Genomic DNA, 22,990 nt, shown 5'->3' on the forward strand with positions numbered 1-22,990 from the left:
GACATGTCATATTAGGACTGTCAGGGTGGTGGCAGACTTTCCAGTCCAGCCCGAGGAGTTCGACATGACCGACACCACCGACACCTCCGCCCTGTTCGGCACCGGCCAGTTCTTCCAGAAGGGCAACTACGCCCCTGTCGCCGATGAACTCACCGCGTTCGACCTTCCCGTCGAGGGCCAGATCCCCCAGGACCTCGACGGCTGGTACCTGCGCAACGGACCGAACCCGCGACAACCCACCGAGCACTGGTTCACCGGCGACGGCATGATCCACGGCGTGCGTATCGAAGGCGGCCGCGCCGCCTGGTATCGCAACCGGTGGGTGCGCACGGAGAGCTTCGAGAACCACTTCGGCGTCTACAACGCCGACGGCACGCGCAACCTGCACTCGAGCGTCGCCAACACCCACGTCGTCAACCATGCGGGAAAGACCCTGGCGCTCGTCGAATCCTCATTGCCTTACGAGATCTCGAACGATCTGGAGACCATCGGCGCCTACGACTTCGGCGGCCGGCTCGTCGACTCCATGACCGCGCACCCGAAGATCTGCCCGACCACCGGGGAGTTGCACTTCTTCGGATACGGGAACCTGTTCGAACCGCACGTGACCTACCACCGGGCCGACGCCGACGGCCAGCTGACCGTCAACCGGCCGATCGACGTCAAAGCGCTGACGATGATGCACGACTTCGCGATGACCAGCGGGCACGTCGTGTTCATGGACCTGCCGATCGTGTTCAACATGGACATCGCGCTCAAGGGCGAAGGCGACATGCCCTACCGCTGGGACGACGACTACGGCGCCCGCCTGGGCGTACTGCGCCGCGACGACCCGTTCGGCGAGATCCGCTGGTTCGACATCGACCCGTGCTACGTCTTCCACGTCGTCAACGCCTACGACGACGGCGACACACTGGTGGTCCAGGCTGTGCGCTACCCCGAATTATGGCGCGGCACTGGGGGATTCGAGACCGACGGCGTGCTGTGGAGCTGGACGGTGAATCTGGTGACCGGCGCCGTGCGCGAGGGTCAACTCGACGACCGGGCGGTGGAGTTCCCCCGCATCGACGACCGGCTGGCGGGGCTGCCGGCCCGTTACGCGGTGTCGGTGGGCGATCACCGGCTGGTGCGCTACGACCTGACGACCGGCGCCGCGACCGAACATGTCTTCGGCACCGCGGACGCACCCGGCGGACCGGGCGAGGCGGTGTTCGTCCCCGCCAGCTCGGGACCCGCGGACGAAACCAACGGGTGGTACCTGGCATACGTCTACGACCCGGGCCGCGACGGCAGCGATCTGGTGATCCTCGACGCCGCCGACATCGCGGCGCCGCCGGTGGCGAAGATCGCCCTGCCCCAACGTGTTCCGTACGGCTTCCACGGCAACTGGATCGAGGGGTAAGCCGCTCAGCCCGGCGGGGTGAAACCCGAACCCGGCGGCGGCGCCGCGGCGGCATAGGACGGCCCCGCCGCCGGGGGCGCCGGCCACGTCGCCGGGGCGGGCACCAGCCGGGCGAGTTCCCGGCGGTGCCGTTCGGCCAGCACGGCGGCCAGCACGTATTGCGGTGGTGTACCGGGCGGCGGTGGCGGCGAGATCCGCGCGACGACCTCGCCGGCGATGCGGTAGGCCATCTCGTCGCGCAGGCGGGGCTCCAGTTGGCTTGCCCGCGACAGGAACTGGCGGGCCAGCTCGGCCTGCTCCGGACCGAGTGCCGACAGTTCCAGCGACGCCGCCCACCACGCCAGCGCGGGCGGCATCACCGGCGGCGGGCTCATCCGCGGCGCCCGTTCGCTGATCACCACGGTGCCGGCGAAGATGTCGCCGATGCGCTTGCCTTTCGGCGACAGCAGACTGCACACCGCGGCCGGCCCCCCGGCGAGCATCCACAGCTCGATGAACCCGGCCAGTGCTCGAAACAGAGCTTGCCGGAATCGTTCCGGGCCGCCGTCCTCGGACACCACGCGCAGCCCGAGTGCCATCTTGCCCAGCGTCCGGCCCCGGGTGGCGGTCTCGAAGACGACGGGGTAGCCCACGAGCGTGAGCACGGTGAAGATGATCAGCACCGCCGCCGACAGCGCGGTGTCGAAGTCGCTCAACGTGATCGCCCACAGGACGACGCCCAGTACGTATCCGACGAACACGACAAGGATGTCGATCATCGCCGACAGCGCCCGGATCGGCAGCTGGGCGGTCTGCACGTCGAGGACCACCGCGTCACCGGTCACCACCGGTTCGGGCTGGGAGACCATACCGCCACGCTACTAGGGTGGCCAGCGTGGATGTCGACGCGTTCGTGCTGGCCCACCGTCCCACCTGGGACCGGCTCGAGGAGCTCGTCAAGCGGCGCCGCCGGCTCACGGGTGCCGAGGTCGACGAACTCGTCGACCTGTACCAGCGCGTCTCGACGCACCTGTCGATGGTGCGTTCGGCTTCCACCGACTCCATGCTGGTCGGCCGGCTCTCCGGGCTGGTGGCGCGGGCGCGGGCGGCGGTCACCGGCGCGCACGCCCCGCTGTGGCGGGAGTTCCTGCGGTTCTGGACCGTGTCGTTCCCCGTCGTCGCCTACCGCGCCTGGCGGTGGTGGCTCGGCTCGGCCGCCGCCTTCTTCCTCGTCGCCGTGCTGATCGGGTTCTGGGTGGCGGGCAACCCCGAGGTGCAGGCGGCCGTCGGGACCCCCAGCGACATCGACCAACTGGTCAACAACGACTTCGCCTCGTACTACAGCGAGAACCCGGCCGGTTCGTTCGCCCTGCGGGTGTGGGTGAACAACGCGTGGGTGGCCGCGCAGTGCATCGGCTTCGCGATCCTGCTCGGCGTGCCCATCCCGTACATCCTGTTCCAGAACGCCGCCAACCTCGGACTCACCGGCGGCCTGATGTTCGACGCAGGCAAGGGCGACATCTTCCTGGGGCTGCTGACCCCGCACGGCCTGCTGGAGCTGACCGCGGTGTTCCTCGCCGCGGCCGCGGGGATGCGGCTGGGCTGGATGGTGATCGCGCCCGGCCACCGACCGCGGGGCCAAGTGCTCGCCGAACAGGGCCGCGCGGTCGTGGCCGTCGCGGCCGGGCTGGTGGTGGTGCTGCTGTTGTCCGGGCTGATCGAGGCGCTGGTGACGCCGTCCCCGCTGCCCACGTTCGTCCGCATCGCCATCGGGGTGGCCGCCGAACTCGCGTTCCTCGGCTACATCGTGCACTTCGGCCGCAAGGCGGTCCGGGCGGGTGAGTCCGGTGACATCGAGGATGCGCCCGACGTGGTGCCCACCGGCTGATCACATCCGGCCGGTGGCCTTCATCGCGAGGTAGCGGTCGGCGAGCGCGGGTGCGAGTTCCTCCGGCGGGGCGTCCACCACGTCGACTCCCGCCCGCCGCAACCTGCCGGCGAGGGCGTGCCGGTCGTTGCGCGCGCGTTCGGCGGCGGCCGCGTCGTACACGGCGGCGGCGTCGTCGCGGCCCGCGGCGAGCACCTCCACCCGCGGATCGGCGACCGCGGCGATCAGGACGTGGTGGCGCGCGGCCAGTTGGGGCAGCACCTCCATCAGACCCTCCTCCAGCGCCGAGGCGTTCAGGTCGGTCAGCAGCACCACGAGCGCGCGGCGGCGCACGCGGCGCTGGATCGCCGACGCCATCGCGGCCGGATCCGATTCGACGAGCGCCGGCTGCAGCGGCGCCATCGCGGCCACCAACTGCGCCAGCAACTCGGTGCGCGAGGCGTTGAACACCCCGGCGCGGGTGACCCCGTCGTGGGCGAGGAAGTCGACGTGGTCACCGGCGCGCGCGGCGAGCGCGGCCAGCAGCAGCGCGGCGTCCATCGACCAGTCCAGCCGCGGCCAGCCGCCCAGGTCAGCTGCGGTGGGGTCCACCCCGACGCGACCGGCCGAGGTGCGCCCGGTGTCGAGGACGATGACGATGCGCTGATCGCGTTCCGGCCGCCACGTGCGCACCACGACGTCGGCGCGCCTCGCGGTCGCGCGCCAGTCGATCGAGCGGACGTCGTCACCGACGACGTATTCGCGTAGCGAGTCGAATTCGGTGCCCTGGCCGCGGATCAACGCCGGCGTGGACCCGTCGAGCTCACGCAGCCGCGCCAGCCGGGACGGCAGATGCTTGCGAGAGAGGAACGGGGGCAGTACCCGGATCTGACCGGCCACCCGGTGCGACGTCTGCCGGCCCGCCAGCCCGAGCGGCCCGATCGAGCGGGCGGTGACGAGTGCGGACCGCAGATCACCGCGCCGTGTCGGCCGCAGTGTGGTGGTCAGTGTGGTCCGTTGTCCCGCAGCTAATTCCACCTCGTGGGTGCGGGGCGCGCCGTGCGCACTCGGCGGCCAGGCGTCGCGCAGCCGGCCGCGGAACCGCCGCCTGCCGGGGTGGTGCACGCTCAGTACCGAGTCGACCGACTGACCGAGCCGCGCTGCGGTGTCCCCGGACCGGGTGAGGTCCAGCCCGCGGGGGCTCACCGCCAGCGCGATGTCCACGACGACCGCCACGGCCAGTGCCGCGAACAGCACGACGAACACGACCGCCGGGTCGGGGGCCAAGGCGATCGGCACCACACACAGCAGCGCCACCAGCGCGGCGCGTCCGGTGAGGACCACTAGCGCGGAACCGGCACGGCCGTCAGGATGCCGTCGAGCACACCGTCGGGGGTGGCGCCTTCCAGCTCGGCCTCCGGCCGCAACGCGATGCGGTGCCGCAGTGTGGGGCGGGCCATCGCCTTGACGTCGTCGGGGGTGACGTAGTTGCGGCCGGACAGCCATGCCCACGACCGGGCCGTGGCCAGCAGCGCGGTGGCGCCGCGGGGTGAGACACCGAGTTGCAGCGACGGAGACTGCCGGGTGGCGCCGGCGATGTCGACGATGTACCCGAGCACCTCGTCGGCCACCCGCACCTGACGGACCGCCGCCCGGCCCGCGGCCAGTTCGGCCGGACCGGCGACCGGGCGCACCGCCGACAGGTCGCGGGGATCGAATCCACGGGCGTGGCGGTCGAGGATCGCGATCTCCTGATCACGCGGGGGCAGCGGCACAGTGAGCTTGAGCAGGAACCGGTCCAGCTGCGCCTCGGGCAGCTGGTAGGTGCCCTCGTACTCGATCGGGTTCTGGGTGGCGGCGACGATGAACGGGTCCGGCAGCGGGCGGGCTTCGCCTTCGACGCTGACCTGTCGCTCCTCCATCGCCTCCAGAAGCGCCGCCTGGGTTTTCGGGGGAGTGCGGTTGATCTCGTCGGCCAGCAGCAGATTGGTGAACACCGGGCCCGCGCGGAACTCGAACTCGGCGGTGCGCGCGTCGTAGACCAGAGAGCCCGTCACGTCACCCGGCATCAAGTCCGGGGTGAACTGCACGCGTTTGAACTCCAGCTGCAGGGTGGCGGCCAGCGTGCGGACCAGCAGCGTCTTCGCCACGCCCGGAACGCCTTCGAGGAGGACATGGCCGCGGCACAGCAGCGCGATGACCAGTCCGCTGACCACCGCGTCCTGACCGACCACGGCCTTGCCGATCTCGTCGCGCAGGGCCAGCAACGCCTGGCGCGCGGAATCGCCTGTCGCGCCGCCAGTCTGAGTGGTTTGCGCTGATGGCTGTGTCACGAGTGGGCGACCTGCCTTTCGATGTCGTCGAGTTGTCGGGCGATGGTGACGAGGTCGGCGTCGGTGGCCGGGGCCGGGCCGTAGAGCACGTGGCCGACGACGGAGGGGTCGGCGCCGATGCGGGCGGCGACGGCCTGGGTGACGGCGCCGGGCTGAGCGGTGGCCGAGAGGCCGAGGCGGGGCAGTAGACGGGCGAGCGTGCCGGTGCGCAGCGCGTCGGCGGCCCGGTCGCGGGCGCGCCGTGACCGGTAGAGCCTGCCGCGGCCCTCCACGGTCTCCGACGCCCGGATCACCACCGGAAGCGATTCGGCGACAAGCGGTCCCAGCCGCCGGCCCTGCCATATCGCCAGCAGCACCACCGCCAGGATCAGTTGCAGGACGATCCAGCTCACCTGGTCGGGGATGAGGTCGGCCAGGGAGGCGTCCCCGCCGGCGCCGTCGCGCTCCTGCGGGGTGAACCAGATGACGCGGGCTGCGGCGCCGGCCAGGTTCATCGCGAGCGCGGCGTTACCCTGGCCGAGCAGTGCGTCGTTCGTCATGAATGCGGAGGTCCCGACGACGGTGATCGTGCGACCGGCGTCGGTGTAGCGGACCAGTGCGCCGTCGTAGCACCTCGTCACGTCCACGTCGGGATCTGCCGCCCGGTAGCTCTCGGCCAACCCGAGTTGCGCGTCACCGGCGCGGTTCGCCTCCCGCAGGTCGCAGTCGGGGGAGACCGCGAACGAGCTGAGCCCGTCGGTGCGCAGGCCGGGAGCGAGCGCTTCGCGGGCGCGGGACACGGGCTCCACCAGGAGCCGGTCACCGGGCAGCTCCGCCAGCCGGCGCAACTGGTCGTCGTCGGTGAGGCGGGAGGTTTGCGCGAACACGATCAGGGTGTCGTCGCGGGCGGCCCGTTCCACGTCGGCGACACTGCGGGCCTCCACCACGTCGACGCCGCGGTCGCGCAGCAGGGAGACGAGCGCGCGGGCGCCGTCCGGTGAGGTCGACTGCGGGTCCATCGGCTCACCGGGCCGCGGGGCGGTGAGATAGGTGCCGACCGCGGCGATCACGACGATGACGAGCAGCGCAAGGACCACCCAGCGGCCGGTCCGCCAACGCTGTCCGATGGTCGGGCCGACCGCCGTCGCAGGGCGGGTCATCGCACGTCCGCCCAACCCGTGTGCGTCCGCGGCGCATCGGTGGCGTGGGTGGCGGAGGCGCCCGCGGCGCGGATGTGGTCGTCGAGGTCGGCCACCGAGCGGTACTCCGCCTCGGAGCCGGGCCGGTCACCGTAGGTTACGTCATTGAAAGTGGTTGCTGCGGTGCGCAATTCGCCGGTCAGCTGTGGCAACACCTGTGCGGCGTCGCCGGCCAGCTCGGTGGCGGTGCGGCCGGGAACCGGTGGGAGGACGCCTGATTCCTCGAGTTGCCGCGCCACTGCCCGCAATCGGTGCCGGATGGCGAGCGCCCACCGGCCGGCCGCGGCATGCTGCTCGGCGGTGGCGCGGTGTTCGGCCGCACTCAGCTCGTGGCCGCCGTAGAGCGAGTGGTCGGCCCGGTCGGTGCGCATGGTCCTGCGCGCGATGCGCACGGCCACCACGACCGCGACCGTCACCAGCAGGAGCAGCACGCCGATCGTCAGCCAGCCGCCCGGTACCCCGGCCCCGCCCTGTGCGATCCGGTAGATCAGATCGTTGATCAGCTCGGTGAGGCGATCGGTCAGCGACGCCCTGGGATAGATCGGCTTGTTCAACTCCTGCTGGGCGGCCTCGTGTGCGGCGTCCCGATCGATGTCTATGGAAGGCACGTCACGGGCGGCGGGTCAGCCACAGGTGGTCGGTGGAATCCTGCGGGACGCCCGGCCCTGCCGCCGCGCCGGTGTGCAGCACCAGATCGAACGCCTCGGCCCGGATCCTGCGGTCGGTGTAGAGCAGGACGATGACGCCGGCGCTGAACGGGGCGGTGAGGATCTGGCCGACCGCCGCGCCGATCGCGACGAGGATGAGCCCGGCGACCGCGCCGCCGTTGGAGCCCGACCCCGAGGCGAGCAGCTGGCCGCCGAAGCTGAACGGAACCCCCACGGCGCCGGCGATGACGGCCGCGACGAGCGCGGCGAGGATCCAGATGCCCAGCACCCGGAAGAAGTCCTTCTTCACCAAGGCGAACGACCGTTTGGCCGCGTCGACGATGCCGAGCCGTTCGAGCACGATGAGGGCGGGAGTGAACAACAACGACGTCGCGACATACACGACGACCAGGAATGCGACGAGGACCAGCGGGGCGCCCACCAGGAAGGCCGCGACGCCACCGCCGGCCGCCTCGGCGGCGACGACGGCCACCACGACGACCACGATCAGCACCAGGATTGCCAGCGCCTCGAGTGCGGTGAAGCCGAGCAGGGCGAGCAGCCGGCCCTTGACCCGCTGCCACGCCTCGCCGATGGTGATGTCCGCACCGAACACCGCGCGCCCGACGATCACGGTCAGCATGCCGCTGAGCACCACCGACGCCAGCGCGGTGGTGATGGACCCGGCCAGCGACGACCCGGACAGCACGGCGATGTCACCGGCGGTGGCCGCTTCGCCGCTCAGGGTGGGATCGATGTCACCGGTGATGATCAGCGGTCCGAGGATCTGCAGGATGAGCGCGATGAGCTGGGCGGTCACCACGACGATGGCGGTCAGACCCAGCGTGGCCTTCGGGTTGCGCCGAATGTAGTTCACCGCGCCGTTGAAGATGTCGGACAACCCGAGCGGCCGCAGCGGGATGACACCCGGCTTGAGGACACCGGCCGGCGAATAGCCCTGTGGCGGGGGCGGATAGCCGGGCTGATACCCGGGCGGCGGGTATCCCTGCTGGTATCCCGGCGGCGGATAGCCCGGCTGGTACCCGGGCGGCGGATACCCCTGCTGATATCCGGGGGGCGGGTAGGCCTGCTGATAGCCGGGCGGCGGATACCCCTGCTGGTAACCCGGCGGCGGGTAGCCCTGCGGCGCGTATGGCGGCGGCGGGTCGACCTGACCGGGCCCCCCGGCGTCGTTGCTCATGGGCACCATCCTGTCGATCACCACGCCGATTGACAACGTGGCGCGCGTGTTTGCGGGGTCGGCGGGCGGATCCACGTACTTTCGATGTCATGGCTGAACTCAAGGCGCGGCTGCGCGCAGATCTCACGGCCGCGATGAAGGCACAGGACAAACTCCGGACCGCGACGTTGCGGATGCTGCTCGCCGCGATCCAGACCGAGGAGGTGTCGGGTAAACAGGCGCGTGACCTGACCGACGACGAAGTGGTGAAGGTGCTTGCGCGGGAGTCGCGTAAGCGCGGCGAGGCGGCAGAGGTGTACACGCAGAACGGGCGCGGCGAACTCGCCGCGAACGAGCACGCCGAGGCGCGCATCATCGACGAGTACCTGCCGACGCCGTTGACCGAAGCCGAACTCGCCGACGTCGTCGACACCGCGATGGCCCAGGTCGCCGAGGAACTCGGCGAACGCCCGACGATGAAGCAGATGGGTCAGGTCATGAAGGCCGCCACTGCGATCGCCGCGGGGAAGGCCGACGGGTCGCGACTGTCGGCCGCCGTCAAAGCCCGTCTGTAGATCGTCGTAAAACACCGGCCCACAACGTATCCGGTCGCCGTCGTTTGCGCTCGTCCGGCACGGGCTACCCGCGTGCCATGACGCGTTTCGGCTACACCCTGATGACCGAACAGAGCGGACCCAAGGATCTGGTCCGCTACGCCGCCGCCGCGGAGAACGTGGGATTCGACTTCGAGGTGTCCAGCGACCACTTCTCGCCCTGGCTCTCGGCGCAGGGCCACGCCCCGAACGCCTGGACCACACTGGGCGCCGTCGCGCATGTCACCGAGCGCGTCGAGCTGTTCACCTACGTCACGTGCCCGACGATGCGGTACCACCCCGCGATCGTCGCCCAGCAGGCCGCGACGCTGCAGATCCTCGCCGACGGCCGCTTCACCCTCGGCGTCGGCACCGGGGAGAACCTCAACGAACACGTCGTCGGCAAGGGCTGGCCGACGATCGCCCGCCGGCAGGACATGCTGCGCGAGGCCATCCAGATCATCCGCGAACTGTTCACCGGCGAAGTGGTCGACTGGCGGGGTGAGTACTTCGAGATCGACTCGGCCCGGCTGTGGGACCTGCCCGAGACGCCGGTCGCGATCGCCGCCGCCGTATCCGGCGAACGCTCGGTCGAGGCCTTCGCCCAGCTCGCTGACCACCTCATCGCCGTGGAGCCGAAGAAGGACCTCGTCGACGAATGGCACGATGCGCGCCGCGCTACGGGCCTGCCGGGGCATGTGCGGGTGATCGGGCAGATCCCGATCTGCTGGGATCCCGACCGCGAGGCGGCGGTGGCGCGGGCACACGAGCAATTCCGCTGGTTCGCCGGCGGGTGGGCGGTCAACGCCGACCTGCCGACCACGGCGGGGTTCGCGGGTGCCACCCAGTTCGTCCGCCCGGAGGACACCGCGGAGTCGATCCCGTGCGGACCCGACCTGGACGAGATCGTCGAATCGGTCAGCGAGTACTGGAAGGCCGGGTTCACCGACATCGCGCTGGTGCAGGTCGGCGACGAAGGTCAGGACCGCTTCCTCGCCGAGGCTGCGGGCCCGCTGCTGGAGAAGCTGCGCAGCGCGGCCGGCTGATCAGCCACGACCGGCACTGCGGGACCGCAGCACTCGACAGCTGTCGAGTGCACCGGTTTTGGTCCTGCGGGCCCCGGGTACGCCAAGGCGACCGCATCCTGCCTGCGACAGAAGGAGAGCCCCGTGCCCCGTGGAGAAGGCATCTACGACGAAGAACACGCCAGCGAGCCCAAGGGCGGCCGCCCCGGCCCGACCGATCAGGGCCACGAGGGCGGGATGGCCTCGCGCGAGGTGGCCCCCGAGATCACCACGTCCGAAGACACTGAGGAATCGCCGGAGTAGGCGTCACTCGGCGTCGCGACCCTCCCGGCTGCGACGGTAGGCGGCCCGGCGGAAGTCGGTCAGCCAGCCGGGGCTCAGCGACACCCCCGGTGCCGTGTTGAGCGTCGGGTCGAACGACACGTCCTTGTCGGGCGGGATCACCTCGGACAGCGTCAGCCGGGCCAGCGGGCCGAATTCGCCCGTCCCCGCCGCCTGGTCGACGCTGAACTCGAGGTCCCCGCGTGCCAGCTGATCGGTGACGGAGTCGAGCGACAGCCCCGGGCTGTCGAGTTTCGTCGTGAGCCGAGCTCGCAGCCACCACACGCCGTCCTGATAGCGCAGCGGCATCAGGCTGGAGTACGTGGTGTTGTCCCACGACGTGGTCGGCAGCAGGAAAAACCGGTTGATCGCGGTGGTCGCCAGCAGGATGTCCCACGGCCGTGAGTCCACGGTCATCCGCCAGGCCAGCCCGGCGATGTCGGGCACCGATCCCGGCAACCCGATGGCCTTGGACACCCGGCCGACGACGTCGCCCGTTTCGATCGGCAGGCCCTGACCCGACGGTGCGACCCGCTCGATGCGTCCGCGGGCGAGTACCCCGGCGGGGTGGAACAGCCGGCGCTGGCGCACCGCGGAGCCGACTTCGACCGGTAGCGCGAGGAGATCTGAGACTTTCACGCCTGTCCGGGTGCCCGCCCTAGCAGCAGCGCAAACGGCGTGTGCTGGTTTAACAATCGCGATACAGGGCATTAATCAACCCAGCAAATGACCCCTTGACGTCGAGAGGCCCACGTGACGACTGCATACACCGGCGAGCGCGAAACCGTTGTCGCAGCGGAAGGCGTCTACGCCCCGCAGGAAGATTCGCAGCTGCTGATCGACATCATGGAGAAGACCGGTCTCGCTGTCGGTCGTCGCGTCGCCGACCTGTGCACCGGTAGCGGAGTGGTGGCGGTGAACGCCGCCCAGCAGGGTGCCTCGTCGGTGACCGCCTTCGACATCTGCCCCCGCGCGGTGCGCTGCGCCCGCGGCAACGCGCTGGGCGTCGGTGTCGACGTCGACGTCCATCTCGGGTCCTGGGCGCGCGCGGTGGAATTCGCGCCGTTCGATCTGGTGACCTGCAACCCGCCGTACATCCCGCACGACCCGGACGCCGAGCGCGACCCGGTGCCGTCGACCGTGGGGCCTGCGCGTGCGTGGGACGCCGGATACGACGGCCGCCTCATCCTCGACCCGCTGTGCGAGGCCATGCCGGACCTGCTCGCCGATGGCGGCAGCCTGCTGCTCGTGCAGTCCGAGTTCGCCGATCCGCGGCGCACTCTGGCGGCGCTGTCGAGCGCCGGGCTGGATGCGGAAGTCATTGCCTGGCAGTGGATTCCGTTCGGGCCGGTGCTGACCGCACGGGCCGAGTGGCTCGAGGAGACCGGGCGGCTTGATCCGGGCCGTCGTGAAGAAGAGCTGCTGGTCATCCGGGCGGACAAGCCATGAGCGAACCCCGCACCGTGCGGGTGGTGAAGGGCGGGCCCATCATGGTCGAGGGCCCGGTACGTATCGAGATGCCCGACGGCAGCGTCGTCGAGTCCGACCGGTTCATGGTCGCGATCTGCGTATGCAAACGCAGCAAGGACTATCCGCTGTGCGACACCAGCCATCGTCGGCGTCGCCGTGGCGACGCCGACGCGGCTACTTCCTCAGCTCCGTCAGGACAGCGCTCGGCGTAACGACGTCTCGCCCGCCGTCCAGCACGCCATCAGGTGATCGGCGAGCCGGTCCTCGACCAGGGCGTGCGCCCGGATACCGAAGACCACATCGGCGTCCAGTTGCGGCTCCCGCGCGACCAGGTCACCCACGACATCGGTGCGCACCACCTGTTCGTGGACGGCATCGGCCTCGACGTGCTCGCGGTAGAACGCCGCGCACGTGTCCGGTGCACCCATCCGCTCAAGTGCGTCGACGAGCCGTCGCGATCCCGGTGACGACGTGATCTCGGTGGAGGCGAAGTGACCGACCGCCGCCCCGCGCAGCGCGCGGTGCAGGCCGAACAGTGACATCAGGTTGACCGCCGCCAGCGCCTCGGCCGGCACGTCGTTGATGTAGCCCAGGTAGGTGGCGTCCAGATCGGCGGCCGCCATCAGGTCGGCGAACAACTGCTGGTGCAGCTGCGGGCCGCGGCCACCGCCGAACTCGTCGAATTCGACCGCGACGAACGAGGCCTTGGCCTGTCCTGTCAGCCGGGGGATCGCGAACGCGTGCGGATCGCCTTCCTTGAGGTGGTAGAGCGACCGGTGCACGAAGTACTCGCGCATCTGCTCCCAGGTGCCCTTGTCGCGCAGGTAGTACGACGGGCCCTCACCGTCGACCGGTTCGACGGCGAGCGCGGTCATCTCGTCCGCGGCGGTCTGGTCGGGGCTGATCTCGCCGACATCGCGACGCACCGCGCCGAGGAACAGTTGTTCCATCTGCCCGCGCAGGTGCAGCAGGCCGGCGTTCCACTCCCAGTGCGGGTCGACCCCGGCAAAGCCGCGGTAGTGCAGTTCGTAGCAGACGTAGAGCGCCAACTGCAGGTCGAGCCCGTACGGGTCGGAGTCGCCGAGCGACGCCTCGATGCGGGCCAGGTGGTTGCGCGGGGCACGCTCGGTGAGCAGGTTCACCACGGCCAGCGAAAGCGGGCCACGAGCGTCGGGCAACATCGGTTCAACCATGATCGGCGCGGAAGTCACGCCCGGGGACTTACCCGTTACTTGGGTGTTCCAATCGCTGGTGTGCAGGGAATCTCGGTCGGTCAGAACCGCCAGAGCGCTTCCTGGGTGGTGCTGGCGATCAGCACACCGCCGTCGTCGTACAGCGAACCCACGGCCAGACCGCGCGCGTCGCTGTTGTTCACCCCGCTGACCTCGTAGCGGTGCCAGCGGTGCGGGTCGAACGGCCGGTGGAACCACACCGAGTGGTCCAGCGACGCCGCCATCCCGGCACCCGGTTCATCGGGCGCCCCGGCCGGACGGGCGGCCGGAACCGGGCCGAGGTCGGACATGTAGGTCAGCATGCAGGCGCGGGTCAGCGGATCGTCCTCGATCGGATCGCGGGTGCGGATCCAGAACGGCGGGACGGCGAACGGCGATGTGTCCTCGGGCCGGCAGCGGATCTCGAACCGGTCCACCGACTCGAGGTCGGGCGACTTCGGCACCGCGTCCTCGAAGGCCAGCGCCGGCGGTCGCGACGGATGCCAGTCGGCGCTGTCCTCCGGGCGGTGGAACGACGCGATCATCTCGAGGATGACCTTGCCCTCCTGGACGGCGGTGACGCGACGGGTGTCGAAGGAGCGGCCGTCGCGGGTGCGCTCGACCTGCAGTTCGACGTCGATTCCGTACTTGCCGCCACGTACGAAGTACGCGTGCAGTGACTGCGCCCGCTTGTCCGGGTCGACCGTCGCGCCGGCCGCGCCCAGCGCCTGCGCGGCGATCAGCCCGCCGAACAGCCGATGCGCCGGGCCGCTGGTGACCTGCGGGGCGAGGAAGACGTCCCCGTCGCGGTCGAAATCGAGCAGACGCGCGATCCAGCTCGCGCCGTGCGGCCAGGAGTTGTCTGCGAGCGCGCTCATCCTCGGCAGCCTATCTACCAACTGGTTGGGTGCGCTCAGAGGGGGCGGACAGGGAGTAGACAGGAACCGAGTGCGCGGCCAGGACGCGCGACCGACCGAGCCAGCATCGGGGTGATGGAATGTGCCGCCTCTTCGGACTGCACGCCGACGGCCAGGCGGTGAAGGCCACCTTCTGGCTCCTGCAGGCCCCCGACAATCTGGCCGAACAGAGCCGGCGCAATCCGGACGGCACGGGCCTGGGTGTGTTCGGCCCCGACGGCACCCCGGTGGTGCGCAAGCAGCCCATCGCCGCGTGGCGCGACACCGACTTCACCGCCGAGGCCCAGGAGCTCACCGGTACCGCGTTCATCGCGCACGTCCGTTACGCCACGACCGGATCGCTCGAGGTGCGCAACAGCCATCCGTTCCTGCAGGACGGGCGGCTGTTCGCGCACAACGGCGTGGTGGAGGGCCTCGACGGGCTCGACGCGCGGCTCGACGAGTTGGGCGTCCGCGATCTCGTACTCGGTGAGACGGACTCCGAGCGGATCTTCGCGTTGATCACCGCGTCGGTGCGGGCGCGTGGCGGCGACATCGGCGCAGGCATCGCCGACGCCCTGCACTGGCTGGCCGACAGCGTGCCGATCTACGCGGTGAACCTGCTGCTGGCCACCCCCACCGACATGTGGGCGCTGCGCTACCCGGACACCCATGAGCTGTACCTGCTCGACCGGACGGCGCCAGACGACACCGAGTTCTCGTTGCGTACCAACCGGATCAGTGCCAGCAGCCCGCACCTCGTTAGACGGCCGGCGGTGGTCTTCGCGAGCGAGCCGATGGACGACGAGCAGTGGCAGCTGATGACACCGGGGGAGTTGGTGCACGTCGATGCCGGCCTGCGGATCACCCGGCAGATGGTGCTGCCCGACCCGCCCGCCCGTCCGCTCACGCGCGCCGACCTCAGCCCGGCAACGGCCGAATCGCAGCACGTGCCGGCGTAGCCCCGAAAACGGAAGAAGGCCCTGACCGGAAAAACCAGTCAGAGCCCTAACCGCGACACTGTGAGTCGGGGTGGCGGGATTCGAACCCACGACCTCTTCGTCCCGAACGAAGCGCGCTACCAAGCTGCGCCACACCCCGCGTGAAGCGTTGAAAGGGTATCGCACCGGTGCCTCGGAAAGCCAAACGGCCTCCGCCCGGCGGGCCGCGGCGGTGGCGTCAGATCTCGCGACACGCATCACACCGGGCGCGGAATGCCGGGGCTTGTCGGTGGCGTTGACCAGAATGACGGCAGAGCGCCGCACAACTGGTGAAACGAGGCAGATATGACCGGGTTAGGGGCTTCCATCTACCTGGGATTCTTCGCTCTGGCGGCGATCTGGCTGTTTCTGACCGCAGACGGCCCGCTGTCGGGCGGATCCGACGATCAGCGCCAGACGCAGGACCGCTCGAAGTCGGCCAGCACGTCCGCCGAATCCGACGGATCGATGCCCTGGCTGCTCAGCCACTCGTCGCAGAAGTAGGTGTCGGCGTAGCGGTCGCCGCTGTCGGCGATCAACGTCACCACCGAGCCCTGGCGCCCCTGCGCCGTCATCTCCGCGAGAAGTCCGAAGGCACCCCACAGGTTCGTTCCGGTCGACGGGCCGACCCGCCGGCCCAGCACCCGGCTCGCATGCCGGGCCGCGGCCACCGAGGCCCCGTCCGGAACCGCCACCATCCGATCCACCACATCCGGCAGGAACGACGGCTCCACCCGCGGGCGGCCGATCCCCTCGATCCGCGAGGACGCGCCCGTGACCACCTTCGAATCGCGCTGTTCGTACGACGGGAAGAACGCCGAGTTCTCCGGGTCCACCACGCACAGCCTGGTGGCGTAGCGGCGATAGCGAATGTAGCGGCCGATGGTCGCGCTCGTCCCTCCGGTGCCCGCACCGACCACCACCCACTCCGGGATCGGATGCCGTTCGTCGGCCATCTGGTGGTAGATCGACTCGGCGATGTTGTTGTTGCCGCGCCAGTCGGTGGCGCGTTCGGCATTGGTGAACTGGTCGAGGTAGTGCCCGCCGGTCTCCTCCGCCAGCCGTTCGGCCTCGGCGTACACCTGCGACGACTCGTCGACGAAATGGCAACGGCCACCCTGTGATTCGATCAGCGCGACCTTGCTGGGGCTGGTCGACGACGTCATCACCGCGATGAACGGCAGCCCCAGCAGTGCCGCGAAATACGCCTCGGAGACCGCGGTCGACCCGCTGGAGGCCTCGATGACCGTCGTGCCTTCGCGAATCCACCCGTTGCACAGGCCGTAGAGGAACAGCGAACGCGCCAGCCGGTGCTTGAGGCTGCCGGTGATGTGCGTCGACTCGTCCTTGAGGTACAGCGCGACGCCGCAGTCCTCACCCCACGCCGACGGCAGCGGGTACCGCAGCAGATGGGTGTCCGCGCTGCGCCGGGCGTCGGCCTCGATCAGCCGGACGGCGTTGTCGACCCACGCGCGGGGCTGACTGTGACTGGCGATCGACGATCGCCCCGTCACCGGCTCCTCACCGCGCAGCGACGGTCGACGGCGACTGCCCGGCGTGCACGTCGGCGTCCCGGCCCCCGGTCGGTGCGGCCACCAGCGTCAGCAGCGTGGCCTCGGGACGGCAGCAGAACCGCACCGGCGCGAACGGCGACGTACCGATACCCGCAGACACGTGCAGCGCCATGTCGGCGCCCCACCGCGATGCGCCCTTGGCCCGTGACCGGTCCAGCTCGCAGTTGGTGACGATCGCGCCGTAGAACGGCAGGCACAGCTGCCCGCCGTGGGTGTGCCCCGCCATCACCAGGTGATAGCCGTCGGCGGCGAACCGGTCGAGGACCCGCGGTTCGGGGGAGTGCGTCAGACCCAGCGACAGATTGGCGGTCGGGGTGGCGGCACCGGCGATCGTGTCGTAGCGGTCGCGCTTGAGGTGCGGGTCGTCGACACCGGCAAGCGCGATGCGCAGCCCGGCGACCTCGAGTTCCCGCCGGGTGTGGGTCATGTCCAGCCAGCCGCGTTCGGTGAACGCCGCCCGCAGGTCCTGCCAGGGCAGCGGCTGGCCGTGCACCCGGTGGCCCGGGTTGGTGAGGTAGTTCAGCGGGTTCTTCAGCTGCGGCGCGAAGTAGTCGTTGCTGCCGAAGACGAACACGCCGGGCACCGACAGCAGCTCCGAGAGGGCCTGCACGACGGCGGGCACCGCCCGCGGATGCGCCAGGTTGTCGCCGGTATTGACCACCAGATCCGGTTCGAGGCGCGCCAGGTCGCGCAGCCACGCCTGTTTGCGGCGCTGACCGGGGCGCATGTGGAGATCGCTGAGGTGCAGCACCCGCAGCGGGGAGGACCCCGGCGTCAGCACCGGCATGGTCACCTCACGCAGCGTGAACGCATTGCGTTCGATGAGCGACGCATAACCGATCCCGGCGACCAGTGAGCCGGCACTCACCGCAGCGGTGTTCTTCAGGACTTTGATCGACGTCGAAACCGTCGGTCGTGGCAGAGCAGCAGCCATGGCTGCAGCTTACTGCCAGATGGTCTCGCCCACCGCTTCCCACCGGGTCACCGTGGGAAAGTGCACAGCGAACTCCCGGTCAGCCGTCGATCACGGTGGCGGGGGCGGTGGCGGCGGTCCGAGCACCGGCACGGTGATCGGCGGCAGCCCCGGAATCTCGACGACCGTCTGCCCGATCGGAGCCGGCGGCCCGCCCGGCAGGCCGGGGATGCTGATCGGCGCCGGTGGCGGCGGCGCCGGCGCGATGCCGTTGCTCACCTGGATCGTGACGATCGAACCGGGGATCGTCTGGCCGTTGGGGTTCGTGCCCACCACGGTGCCGGCCCGGGAACCGCTGTTCACCGAGCTGGTCTGGTCGGCGACCTGGAAGCCGGCGTCCCGGAGCCGCTGCCGGGCGGCGTCTACCGTCAGCCCGGACACACTGGGCACCTGCGAGCCCGGCCCGCCGTCGACGTAGCGCGGATCCGTCGGCGGCAGCGCGACCGGACCGAAGTTGGTGGCGATCGGCTTCATCGCGGTGAACCACGTGCGCGCCGGCTCGTTGCCGCCGAACAGGTTGCCCGATCCGCACTGGCGCAGCGGGAACGAGCACAGCTCGCCCGGACTCGGGGAGTCGTCGTAGATGTAGTTCGCCGCCGCCAGCTGATTGGTGAAGCCCAGGAACGCCGAGGACCGGTTGGACTCGGTCGTCCCGGTCTTACCCGACATCGGCAGATCCCAGCCCACCGAACTGGCCGCCCCGGCGGCGGTACCCGCGCCGGTGTCGTCCTTGCTCAGCGCGTTGGCCAGCGTGTTGGCCAGGCCCTCGGGAACCGCCTGCTCGCAGGTCTCGGTGGTCACCGACACCTCTTCACCGTTGCGGTCGACGACCTGGGCGATCGGGTTGGGCGGGCACCAGACCCCGCCCGACGCCAGCGTCGCCGCGACGTTCGACAGTTCGAGCCCGTTGACCTCGATGGGTCCGAGCGTGAACGAGCCGATGTTCTGGCGTTTGACGAAATCGGCCAGGCTCTCGTTGCTTTCCGGGTCGTAGTCGCGGGCGGTGCCGGGCAGTGCGTAGGACCGCAGGCCCAGCCGGACCGACATGTCCACGGCGCGTGCCACCCCGACCTGGGAGATCAGCTTCGCGAACGCGGTGTTGGGCGAGGTGGCCAGCGCGTCGGTGACGTTCATCGAGCCGCGGTAGCCACCGGCGTTGCTCACACACCACGTCGCCGCGGGGCAGCCGGGGCGGTCGCTGCTGCCCAGACCCTTGGCCTGGAACGAGCCGGGCACCTGCAGCTGGGTGTTGATGCCCATGCCCATCTCCATGGCGGCGGCGGTGGTGAAGATCTTGAACACCGAACCGGCGCCGTTGCCCGCAAGCGTGAACGGCTGCGGCTGCATGGTCTCGTAGGCGTCGAGGTTGAGGCCATAGGTGCGATTGGACGCCATCGCCAGCACCGGATGGGTCTCCTTACCGGGCCGGATCACGCTCATCACGCTCGCGACGCCCGGCGTGGTCGGATCGGCGAAGTTGTCGACCGCGGACTTCACCGACGCCTGCACGTCGGGATCCAGCGTCGTCTTGATCAGGTAGCCGCCCTTGGCGACCTGTTCCTTGCTGATGCCGGCGCGCGCCAGGTACTCCAGCGCGTAGTCGCAGAAGAACGCCCGGTCACCAGCGGCGATGCAGCCGCGCGGCAGTTCGTTGGGCACCGGGAGGACACCCAGCGGTTCGTTCTTGGCCGCGCGCAGCGCCTCGGCCTCGTTGGGCAGGTTCTCGATCATCGTGTCGAGCACCAGGTTGCGGCGGGCCAGCGCACCGTCGGGATTGGTGTAGGGGTTCAGCGTGCTGGTGGACTGCACCAGGCCGGCGAGCAGGGCGGACTGCTGCCAGTTCAGCTCCGAGGCGTTCACGCCGAAATACGTCTGGGCCGCGTCCTGGATGCCGAACGCCCCGTTGCCGAACGAGACGAGGTTGAGGTAGCGGGTCAGGATCTCGGGTTTGGTGAACGTCTTGTCCAGCGTGAGCGCCATCCGGATCTCACGCAGCTTGCGCGCCGGGGTGGTCTCGATGGCCGCGCGCTTCTCCGAGTCGGTCTGCGCCACCACCAGCAACTGATAGTTCTTCACGTACTGCTGTTCCAGCGTCGACCCACCGCGGGTGTCGGTGTCGCCGCGCAGATACCCGGCCAACCCGGTGAGCGTGCCCTGCCAGTCCACACCGTTGTGTTCGGCAAACCGCTTGTCCTCGATGGAGACGATCGCCAGCTTCATCGTGTTGGCGATCTGCTCGCTGGGCACCTCGAAACGTCGCTGGGAATACAGCCACGCGATCGTGTTGCCCTTCGCGTCGACCATCGTCGACACCTGCGGGATCTCCCCTTCGACGAGAGCGGCCGAACCGTTCGCGACGACGTCGGAGGCACGGTTCGACATCAACCCGATGCCACCGACCACCGGGAACATGAGTGCGGCCGCCAGCACGCTGGCCAGCAAGCAGCACCAGGCGAGCTTGACGACCGTGACGGCGGTTGGCGGGCGCTCCGGCATGCATACAGAGTAACGACGCCCCCCGGCGACGACGCCAGAGCAGCACGATTGACCGGGTTCGCGCTTGTCAATCCGCCACGCGGACGGACGTCAACTCTAAGAACTCGATCAGACGGCACGGTCGTCCCAAAAAAGTCGGGCACAAAGTGTTGCGTAAATGTGCCCTGACCACCTAGCTTGGACACACAGTGCGATCCAGAACACACTATCTGGCGCAGTGTGGCGTAGATCGCATCAGCGTTCTACTCCGGAGGACTCGCCGTCGCTGCGGCGGCAGGAACGAAGGGATCGCTGGTGTCAAGTATTCGGCCCGCGGTGCGAAAGACCGTCACAACCGTCCCCTCCTCGACCCCCGTTCACGGTGCAGAGGCCGAAGCACGGATCGCCTGGGTCTCCCAGGCCCGCTGCCGCCAGGCCGACCCGGATGAGCTGTTCGTCCGCGGCGCCGCGCAGCGTAAGGCCGCCGTCATCTGCCGCCACTGCCCGGTCATCCTGGAATGTGGTGCGGACGCCCTGGACAACCGGGTCGAATTCGGGGTGTGGGGCGGCATGACCGAACGTCAGCGCCGTGCGTTGCTCAAGCAGCATCCCGAGGTCGTTTCCTGGGCCGAGTTCTTCTCCGCGCAGCGCAAACACCGCAGCGCGGTCTGAGTTCCCCTTCTTCTTTCCGCTTCGCCCCGGCCGTCAGGCGGCGGGGGCCGAGCCGGTGATCTGATCGGCGATCGCCCGCAGCGCCTCGAGGTCCGACACGTCGAACGGCAGCGAAGGCACACCCACGATCCCCACGTGCGGATTGGCGCCGGTGAACCGCGACAGCAGTCGCACCTCGCGCTTGGCGGTCTGCGTCCGGTCGGCGTGGATCTTCAGTGCCGCCGCCGTCAGCGACTCGGGATCCTTGGCGACCAGCGTCTCGGCGACGTCGTTGGCCTTGTCCGCGTGCAGCGAGCACAGCGTGGGGTGGGTGCGGTTGAGAATCAGCCCGGCCAGTGGCATCCGCTCCGAGGACAGCCGGTCGACGAAGAACGCCGCCTCGCGCAGCGCGTCGGGTTCGGCCGCCGACACCACCACGAACTGGGTGCCGCGCCGCTTGAGCAGCTCGTAGGTCCGGTCGGCCTTCTCGCGGAACCCACCGAACGTCGCGTCCAGTGACTGCACGAAACCTGCTGCGTCCGAGAGCATCTGCGATCCGAGAATGGTCGACATGGCTCTCATCGCCAGCCCGACCGCACCCGTCACGAGCTTGCCGATACCCCGGCCGGGCGCCAGCAGCATCCGCCACAGCCTGCTGTCCATGAAGCTGCCGAGGCGTTTGGGCGCGTCGAGGAAGTCCAGCGCGTTGCGCGACGGCGGGGTGTCCACCACGATCAGATCCCATTTGTCCTCGGCGAGAAGCTGTCCCAGCTTCTCCATCGCCATGTACTCCTGCGTGCCGGCGAGTGAGGTGGCCACCGTTTGGTAGAACTGGTTGTCCAGGATCGCGTCGGCCCGGTCGGGGCCCGAGTACTGGATCACCATCTCGTCGAACGTGCGACGCATGTCGAGCATCATCGCGTGCAGTTCCCCGGGCACCTCCGGTGCCAGCGGCACCCGCTGCGGTGTGTTCCCGAGGTCCTTGATGCCAAGAGCCTGTGCGAGACGCTTGGCCGGGTCGATGGTCAAAACCACCACGGTGCGGCCGTAATCGGCGGCCCGCAGGGCCATCGCCGCGGCCGTCGTGGTCTTCCCGACACCGCCGGCGCCGCAGCAGACCACCACCCGGTTGGAGGTGTCGTGCAGGATCGCGGCCATGTCGAGGGCGGGCGGTGTCGTACTCATCTCCGGGCCTCCATGCTCATCGCTTCGGTCATCGCACGCCTTGCTGGGCCAGCACTTCGGCCAGTTCGTAGAGGCTGCCCAGGTCGACACCTTCGGGCAGGGCGGGCAGTTCGAGCCGCGGCACGTCGAGGCGCTCGAGTTGTTCGGCGGTCTCCGCCCGCGCCGTGATGCGGGTGGCGTGCTGGATCGTCTCGGTGAGCAGGCCCGCGAAGTCGTTGTCGGACAACTCGATTCCGGCTGCCGTCATATCCGCGCGCACCGCGTCGGCGTCGATGTCGCCCTCGGCGGCCTTGGCCAGATCGTCCGGCGACAGGTAGGCCGGGATGTTGCGGTTGACGATGACGCTGCCGATCGGCAGGCCGAGTTCGCGGAGTTCGTCGATCGCCTCCAGGGTCTCCTGCATGGGCAGCGCCTCGAGCAGGGTCACCAGGTGGATCGCCGTGATGTCGGAATGCAGCACCTTGACCACACTCTCGGCCTGCGAATGCACCGGACCGCCCTTGGCGAGATCCGAGACCGCCTTCGTCACATCCAGGAACCGCGCGATACGGCCGGTGGGCGGGGAGTCCACCACCACCGCGTCGTACACCGGCTGCTTACCCTTGTCGGCGCGGGTGACGACCTCGCGGATCTTGCCGGTGAGCAGCACGTCCCGCAGGCCCGGCGCGATCGTCGTCGCGAACTCCACCGCGCCGATCCGGCGCATCGCCCGCCCGGCCAGCCCGAGGTTGTAGAACATGTCGAGGTACTCCAGGAACGCCGCCTCGGTGTCCACGGCCAGTGCGTTGACCTGCCCGCCGGCTTCGGCGGTGGCGATCTTCACCTCTTTGTACGGCAGCGGTGGCACGTCGAAGAGCTGGGCGATGCCCTGGCGACCTTCGACTTCGACGAGCAACACCCTGCGGCCGCCTGCGGCGAGCGCGAGCGCGAGCGCCGCGGCGATCGTCGATTTGCCCGTACCGCCCTTGCCCGTGACGAAGTGCAGTTTCGCCTTGGTCAAGCGCGACGGCCAGCCGACGGCTCTACCGCCATTGGTAGTTGTTGCCACTC

23 protein-coding genes and 1 tRNA gene are annotated in these 22,990 nt (G+C 69.7%); 9 read left to right on the forward strand and 15 right to left on the reverse strand.

The features are described from left to right. Positions 1-64 precede the first annotated feature (64 nt). Entirely contained in the window at positions 65-1,402 is a 1,338-nt protein-coding gene (locus G6N30_RS23565; protein WP_134056947.1) for a carotenoid oxygenase family protein, read from the forward strand. Positions 1,403-1,407: 5 nt separating this feature from the next. On the opposite strand, the gene G6N30_RS23570 is transcribed toward G6N30_RS23565, so the two are convergent. Beyond that, positions 1,408-2,250 (reverse strand): RDD family protein, encoded by an 843-nt coding sequence (locus G6N30_RS23570; protein WP_134056945.1) that lies wholly within the window; start codon positions 2,248-2,250, stop codon positions 1,408-1,410. 26 nt (positions 2,251-2,276) lie between these two features. Here G6N30_RS23570 and G6N30_RS23575 point away from each other — a divergent pair, with 26 nt between their 5' ends. Beyond that, positions 2,277-3,269, forward strand: a complete 993-nt coding sequence (locus G6N30_RS23575; RefSeq protein WP_134057556.1) for a stage II sporulation protein M — start codon at positions 2,277-2,279, stop codon at positions 3,267-3,269. On the opposite strand, the gene G6N30_RS23580 is transcribed toward G6N30_RS23575, so the two are convergent. Genes G6N30_RS23580 through G6N30_RS23600 form a run of 5 tightly spaced genes read right to left on the reverse strand, consistent with a single transcriptional unit; the run spans position 3,270 to position 8,616 of the window. Next, entirely contained in the window at positions 3,270-4,592 is a 1,323-nt protein-coding gene (locus G6N30_RS23580) for a DUF58 domain-containing protein (protein WP_134056943.1), read from the reverse strand. It lies immediately after the preceding gene. After that, the gene (locus G6N30_RS23585) at positions 4,592-5,581 is read right to left on the reverse strand and encodes an AAA family ATPase (protein ID WP_134056941.1); all 990 of its coding nucleotides are present in this window, start codon (positions 5,579-5,581) and stop codon (positions 4,592-4,594) included. Before G6N30_RS23585 ends, G6N30_RS23580 begins: the two co-directional genes overlap by 1 nt. Further along, on the reverse strand, positions 5,578-6,720 hold the full coding sequence (locus G6N30_RS23590) for a DUF4350 domain-containing protein (protein ID WP_179965518.1): 1,143 nt from the start codon (positions 6,718-6,720) through the stop codon (positions 5,578-5,580). Before G6N30_RS23590 ends, G6N30_RS23585 begins: the two co-directional genes overlap by 4 nt. After that, a complete protein-coding gene (locus G6N30_RS23595; protein ID WP_134056939.1) occupies positions 6,717-7,367 on the reverse strand; it encodes a DUF4129 domain-containing protein in 651 nt (216 codons plus the stop codon). The genes G6N30_RS23590 and G6N30_RS23595 overlap by 4 nt, the downstream gene beginning before the upstream one ends. A 1-nt stretch (position 7,368) precedes the next feature. Then, positions 7,369-8,616, reverse strand: a complete 1,248-nt coding sequence (locus G6N30_RS23600) for a DUF7847 domain-containing protein (protein ID WP_134057552.1) — start codon at positions 8,614-8,616, stop codon at positions 7,369-7,371. 80 nt (positions 8,617-8,696) lie between these two features. Here G6N30_RS23600 and G6N30_RS23605 point away from each other — a divergent pair, with 80 nt between their 5' ends. From G6N30_RS23605 to G6N30_RS26955, 3 genes are all read left to right on the forward strand, one after another. Further along, positions 8,697-9,161, forward strand: a complete 465-nt coding sequence (locus G6N30_RS23605) for a GatB/YqeY domain-containing protein (protein ID WP_134056937.1) — start codon at positions 8,697-8,699, stop codon at positions 9,159-9,161. A gap of 77 nt (positions 9,162-9,238) precedes the next feature. Continuing rightward, a complete protein-coding gene (locus G6N30_RS23610; RefSeq protein ID WP_134056935.1) occupies positions 9,239-10,225 on the forward strand; it encodes an LLM class F420-dependent oxidoreductase in 987 nt (328 codons plus the stop codon). A gap of 123 nt (positions 10,226-10,348) precedes the next feature. Beyond that, positions 10,349-10,507: a hypothetical protein gene (locus tag G6N30_RS26955; protein WP_166674606.1), complete on the forward strand. Its 159-nt coding sequence runs from the start codon at positions 10,349-10,351 to the stop codon at positions 10,505-10,507. Between the two features lie 3 nt (positions 10,508-10,510). On the opposite strand, the gene G6N30_RS23615 is transcribed toward G6N30_RS26955, so the two are convergent. Continuing rightward, positions 10,511-11,236 (reverse strand): phosphodiesterase, encoded by a 726-nt coding sequence (locus G6N30_RS23615; RefSeq protein WP_134056933.1) that lies wholly within the window; start codon positions 11,234-11,236, stop codon positions 10,511-10,513. 42 nt (positions 11,237-11,278) lie between these two features. Between G6N30_RS23615 and G6N30_RS23620 the strand changes: the two genes are divergently transcribed. Next, complete coding sequence (locus G6N30_RS23620; protein WP_134056932.1) at positions 11,279-11,974, forward strand: HemK2/MTQ2 family protein methyltransferase; 696 nt, start codon at positions 11,279-11,281, stop codon at positions 11,972-11,974. After that, entirely contained in the window at positions 11,971-12,207 is a 237-nt protein-coding gene (locus G6N30_RS23625; RefSeq protein WP_134056930.1) for a CDGSH iron-sulfur domain-containing protein, read from the forward strand. The genes G6N30_RS23620 and G6N30_RS23625 overlap by 4 nt, the downstream gene beginning before the upstream one ends. Here G6N30_RS23625 and G6N30_RS23630 read toward each other — a convergent pair. Continuing rightward, positions 12,187-13,176 carry an iron-containing redox enzyme family protein gene (locus G6N30_RS23630; protein ID WP_234880229.1) on the reverse strand — a complete coding sequence of 330 codons (990 nt, stop codon included), beginning with the start codon at positions 13,174-13,176 and terminating at the stop codon, positions 12,187-12,189. The two genes, G6N30_RS23625 and G6N30_RS23630, sit on opposite strands and share 21 nt — an antisense overlap. Before the next feature lie 92 nt (positions 13,177-13,268). Further along, positions 13,269-14,084: an acyl-CoA thioesterase gene (locus G6N30_RS23635; protein WP_134056926.1), complete on the reverse strand. Its 816-nt coding sequence runs from the start codon at positions 14,082-14,084 to the stop codon at positions 13,269-13,271. Between the two features lie 119 nt (positions 14,085-14,203). Between G6N30_RS23635 and G6N30_RS23640 the strand changes: the two genes are divergently transcribed. Beyond that, on the forward strand, positions 14,204-15,064 hold the full coding sequence (locus tag G6N30_RS23640) for a class II glutamine amidotransferase (protein WP_134056924.1): 861 nt from the start codon (positions 14,204-14,206) through the stop codon (positions 15,062-15,064). A gap of 65 nt (positions 15,065-15,129) precedes the next feature. Here the strand turns inward: G6N30_RS23640 and G6N30_RS23645 are convergent. The 4 genes from G6N30_RS23645 to ponA2 form a co-directional block, all read right to left on the reverse strand. Further along, a tRNA-Pro gene (locus tag G6N30_RS23645) sits at positions 15,130-15,203 on the reverse strand. Between the two features lie 286 nt (positions 15,204-15,489). Further along, positions 15,490-16,596 carry an L-cysteine desulfhydrase Cds1 gene (cds1, locus tag G6N30_RS23655; RefSeq protein WP_134056920.1) on the reverse strand — a complete coding sequence of 369 codons (1,107 nt, stop codon included), beginning with the start codon at positions 16,594-16,596 and terminating at the stop codon, positions 15,490-15,492. Positions 16,597-16,603: 7 nt separating this feature from the next. After that, on the reverse strand, positions 16,604-17,590 hold the full coding sequence (locus G6N30_RS23660) for a metallophosphoesterase (protein WP_134056918.1): 987 nt from the start codon (positions 17,588-17,590) through the stop codon (positions 16,604-16,606). A gap of 90 nt (positions 17,591-17,680) precedes the next feature. Next, positions 17,681-20,125 carry a transglycosylase/D,D-transpeptidase PonA2 gene (gene ponA2 / locus G6N30_RS23665; protein WP_163687766.1) on the reverse strand — a complete coding sequence of 815 codons (2,445 nt, stop codon included), beginning with the start codon at positions 20,123-20,125 and terminating at the stop codon, positions 17,681-17,683. A 294-nt stretch (positions 20,126-20,419) separates the two neighbouring features. Between ponA2 and G6N30_RS23670 the strand changes: the two genes are divergently transcribed. Next, positions 20,420-20,776 (forward strand): WhiB family transcriptional regulator, encoded by a 357-nt coding sequence (locus G6N30_RS23670; protein ID WP_134056916.1) that lies wholly within the window; start codon positions 20,420-20,422, stop codon positions 20,774-20,776. Between the two features lie 33 nt (positions 20,777-20,809). Here the strand turns inward: G6N30_RS23670 and G6N30_RS23675 are convergent, their stop codons facing one another. Next, positions 20,810-21,940: an ATPase BagB gene (locus G6N30_RS23675; RefSeq protein WP_134056914.1), complete on the reverse strand. Its 1,131-nt coding sequence runs from the start codon at positions 21,938-21,940 to the stop codon at positions 20,810-20,812. Positions 21,941-21,968: 28 nt separating this feature from the next. Next, a complete protein-coding gene (locus G6N30_RS23680) occupies positions 21,969-22,988 on the reverse strand; it encodes an ATPase BagA (RefSeq protein ID WP_134056912.1) in 1,020 nt (339 codons plus the stop codon). Between the last annotated feature and the right edge of the window lie 2 nt (positions 22,989-22,990).

The organism is Mycolicibacterium litorale, from assembly GCF_010731695.1.
Taxonomy (GTDB): domain Bacteria; phylum Actinomycetota; class Actinomycetes; order Mycobacteriales; family Mycobacteriaceae; genus Mycobacterium; species Mycobacterium litorale.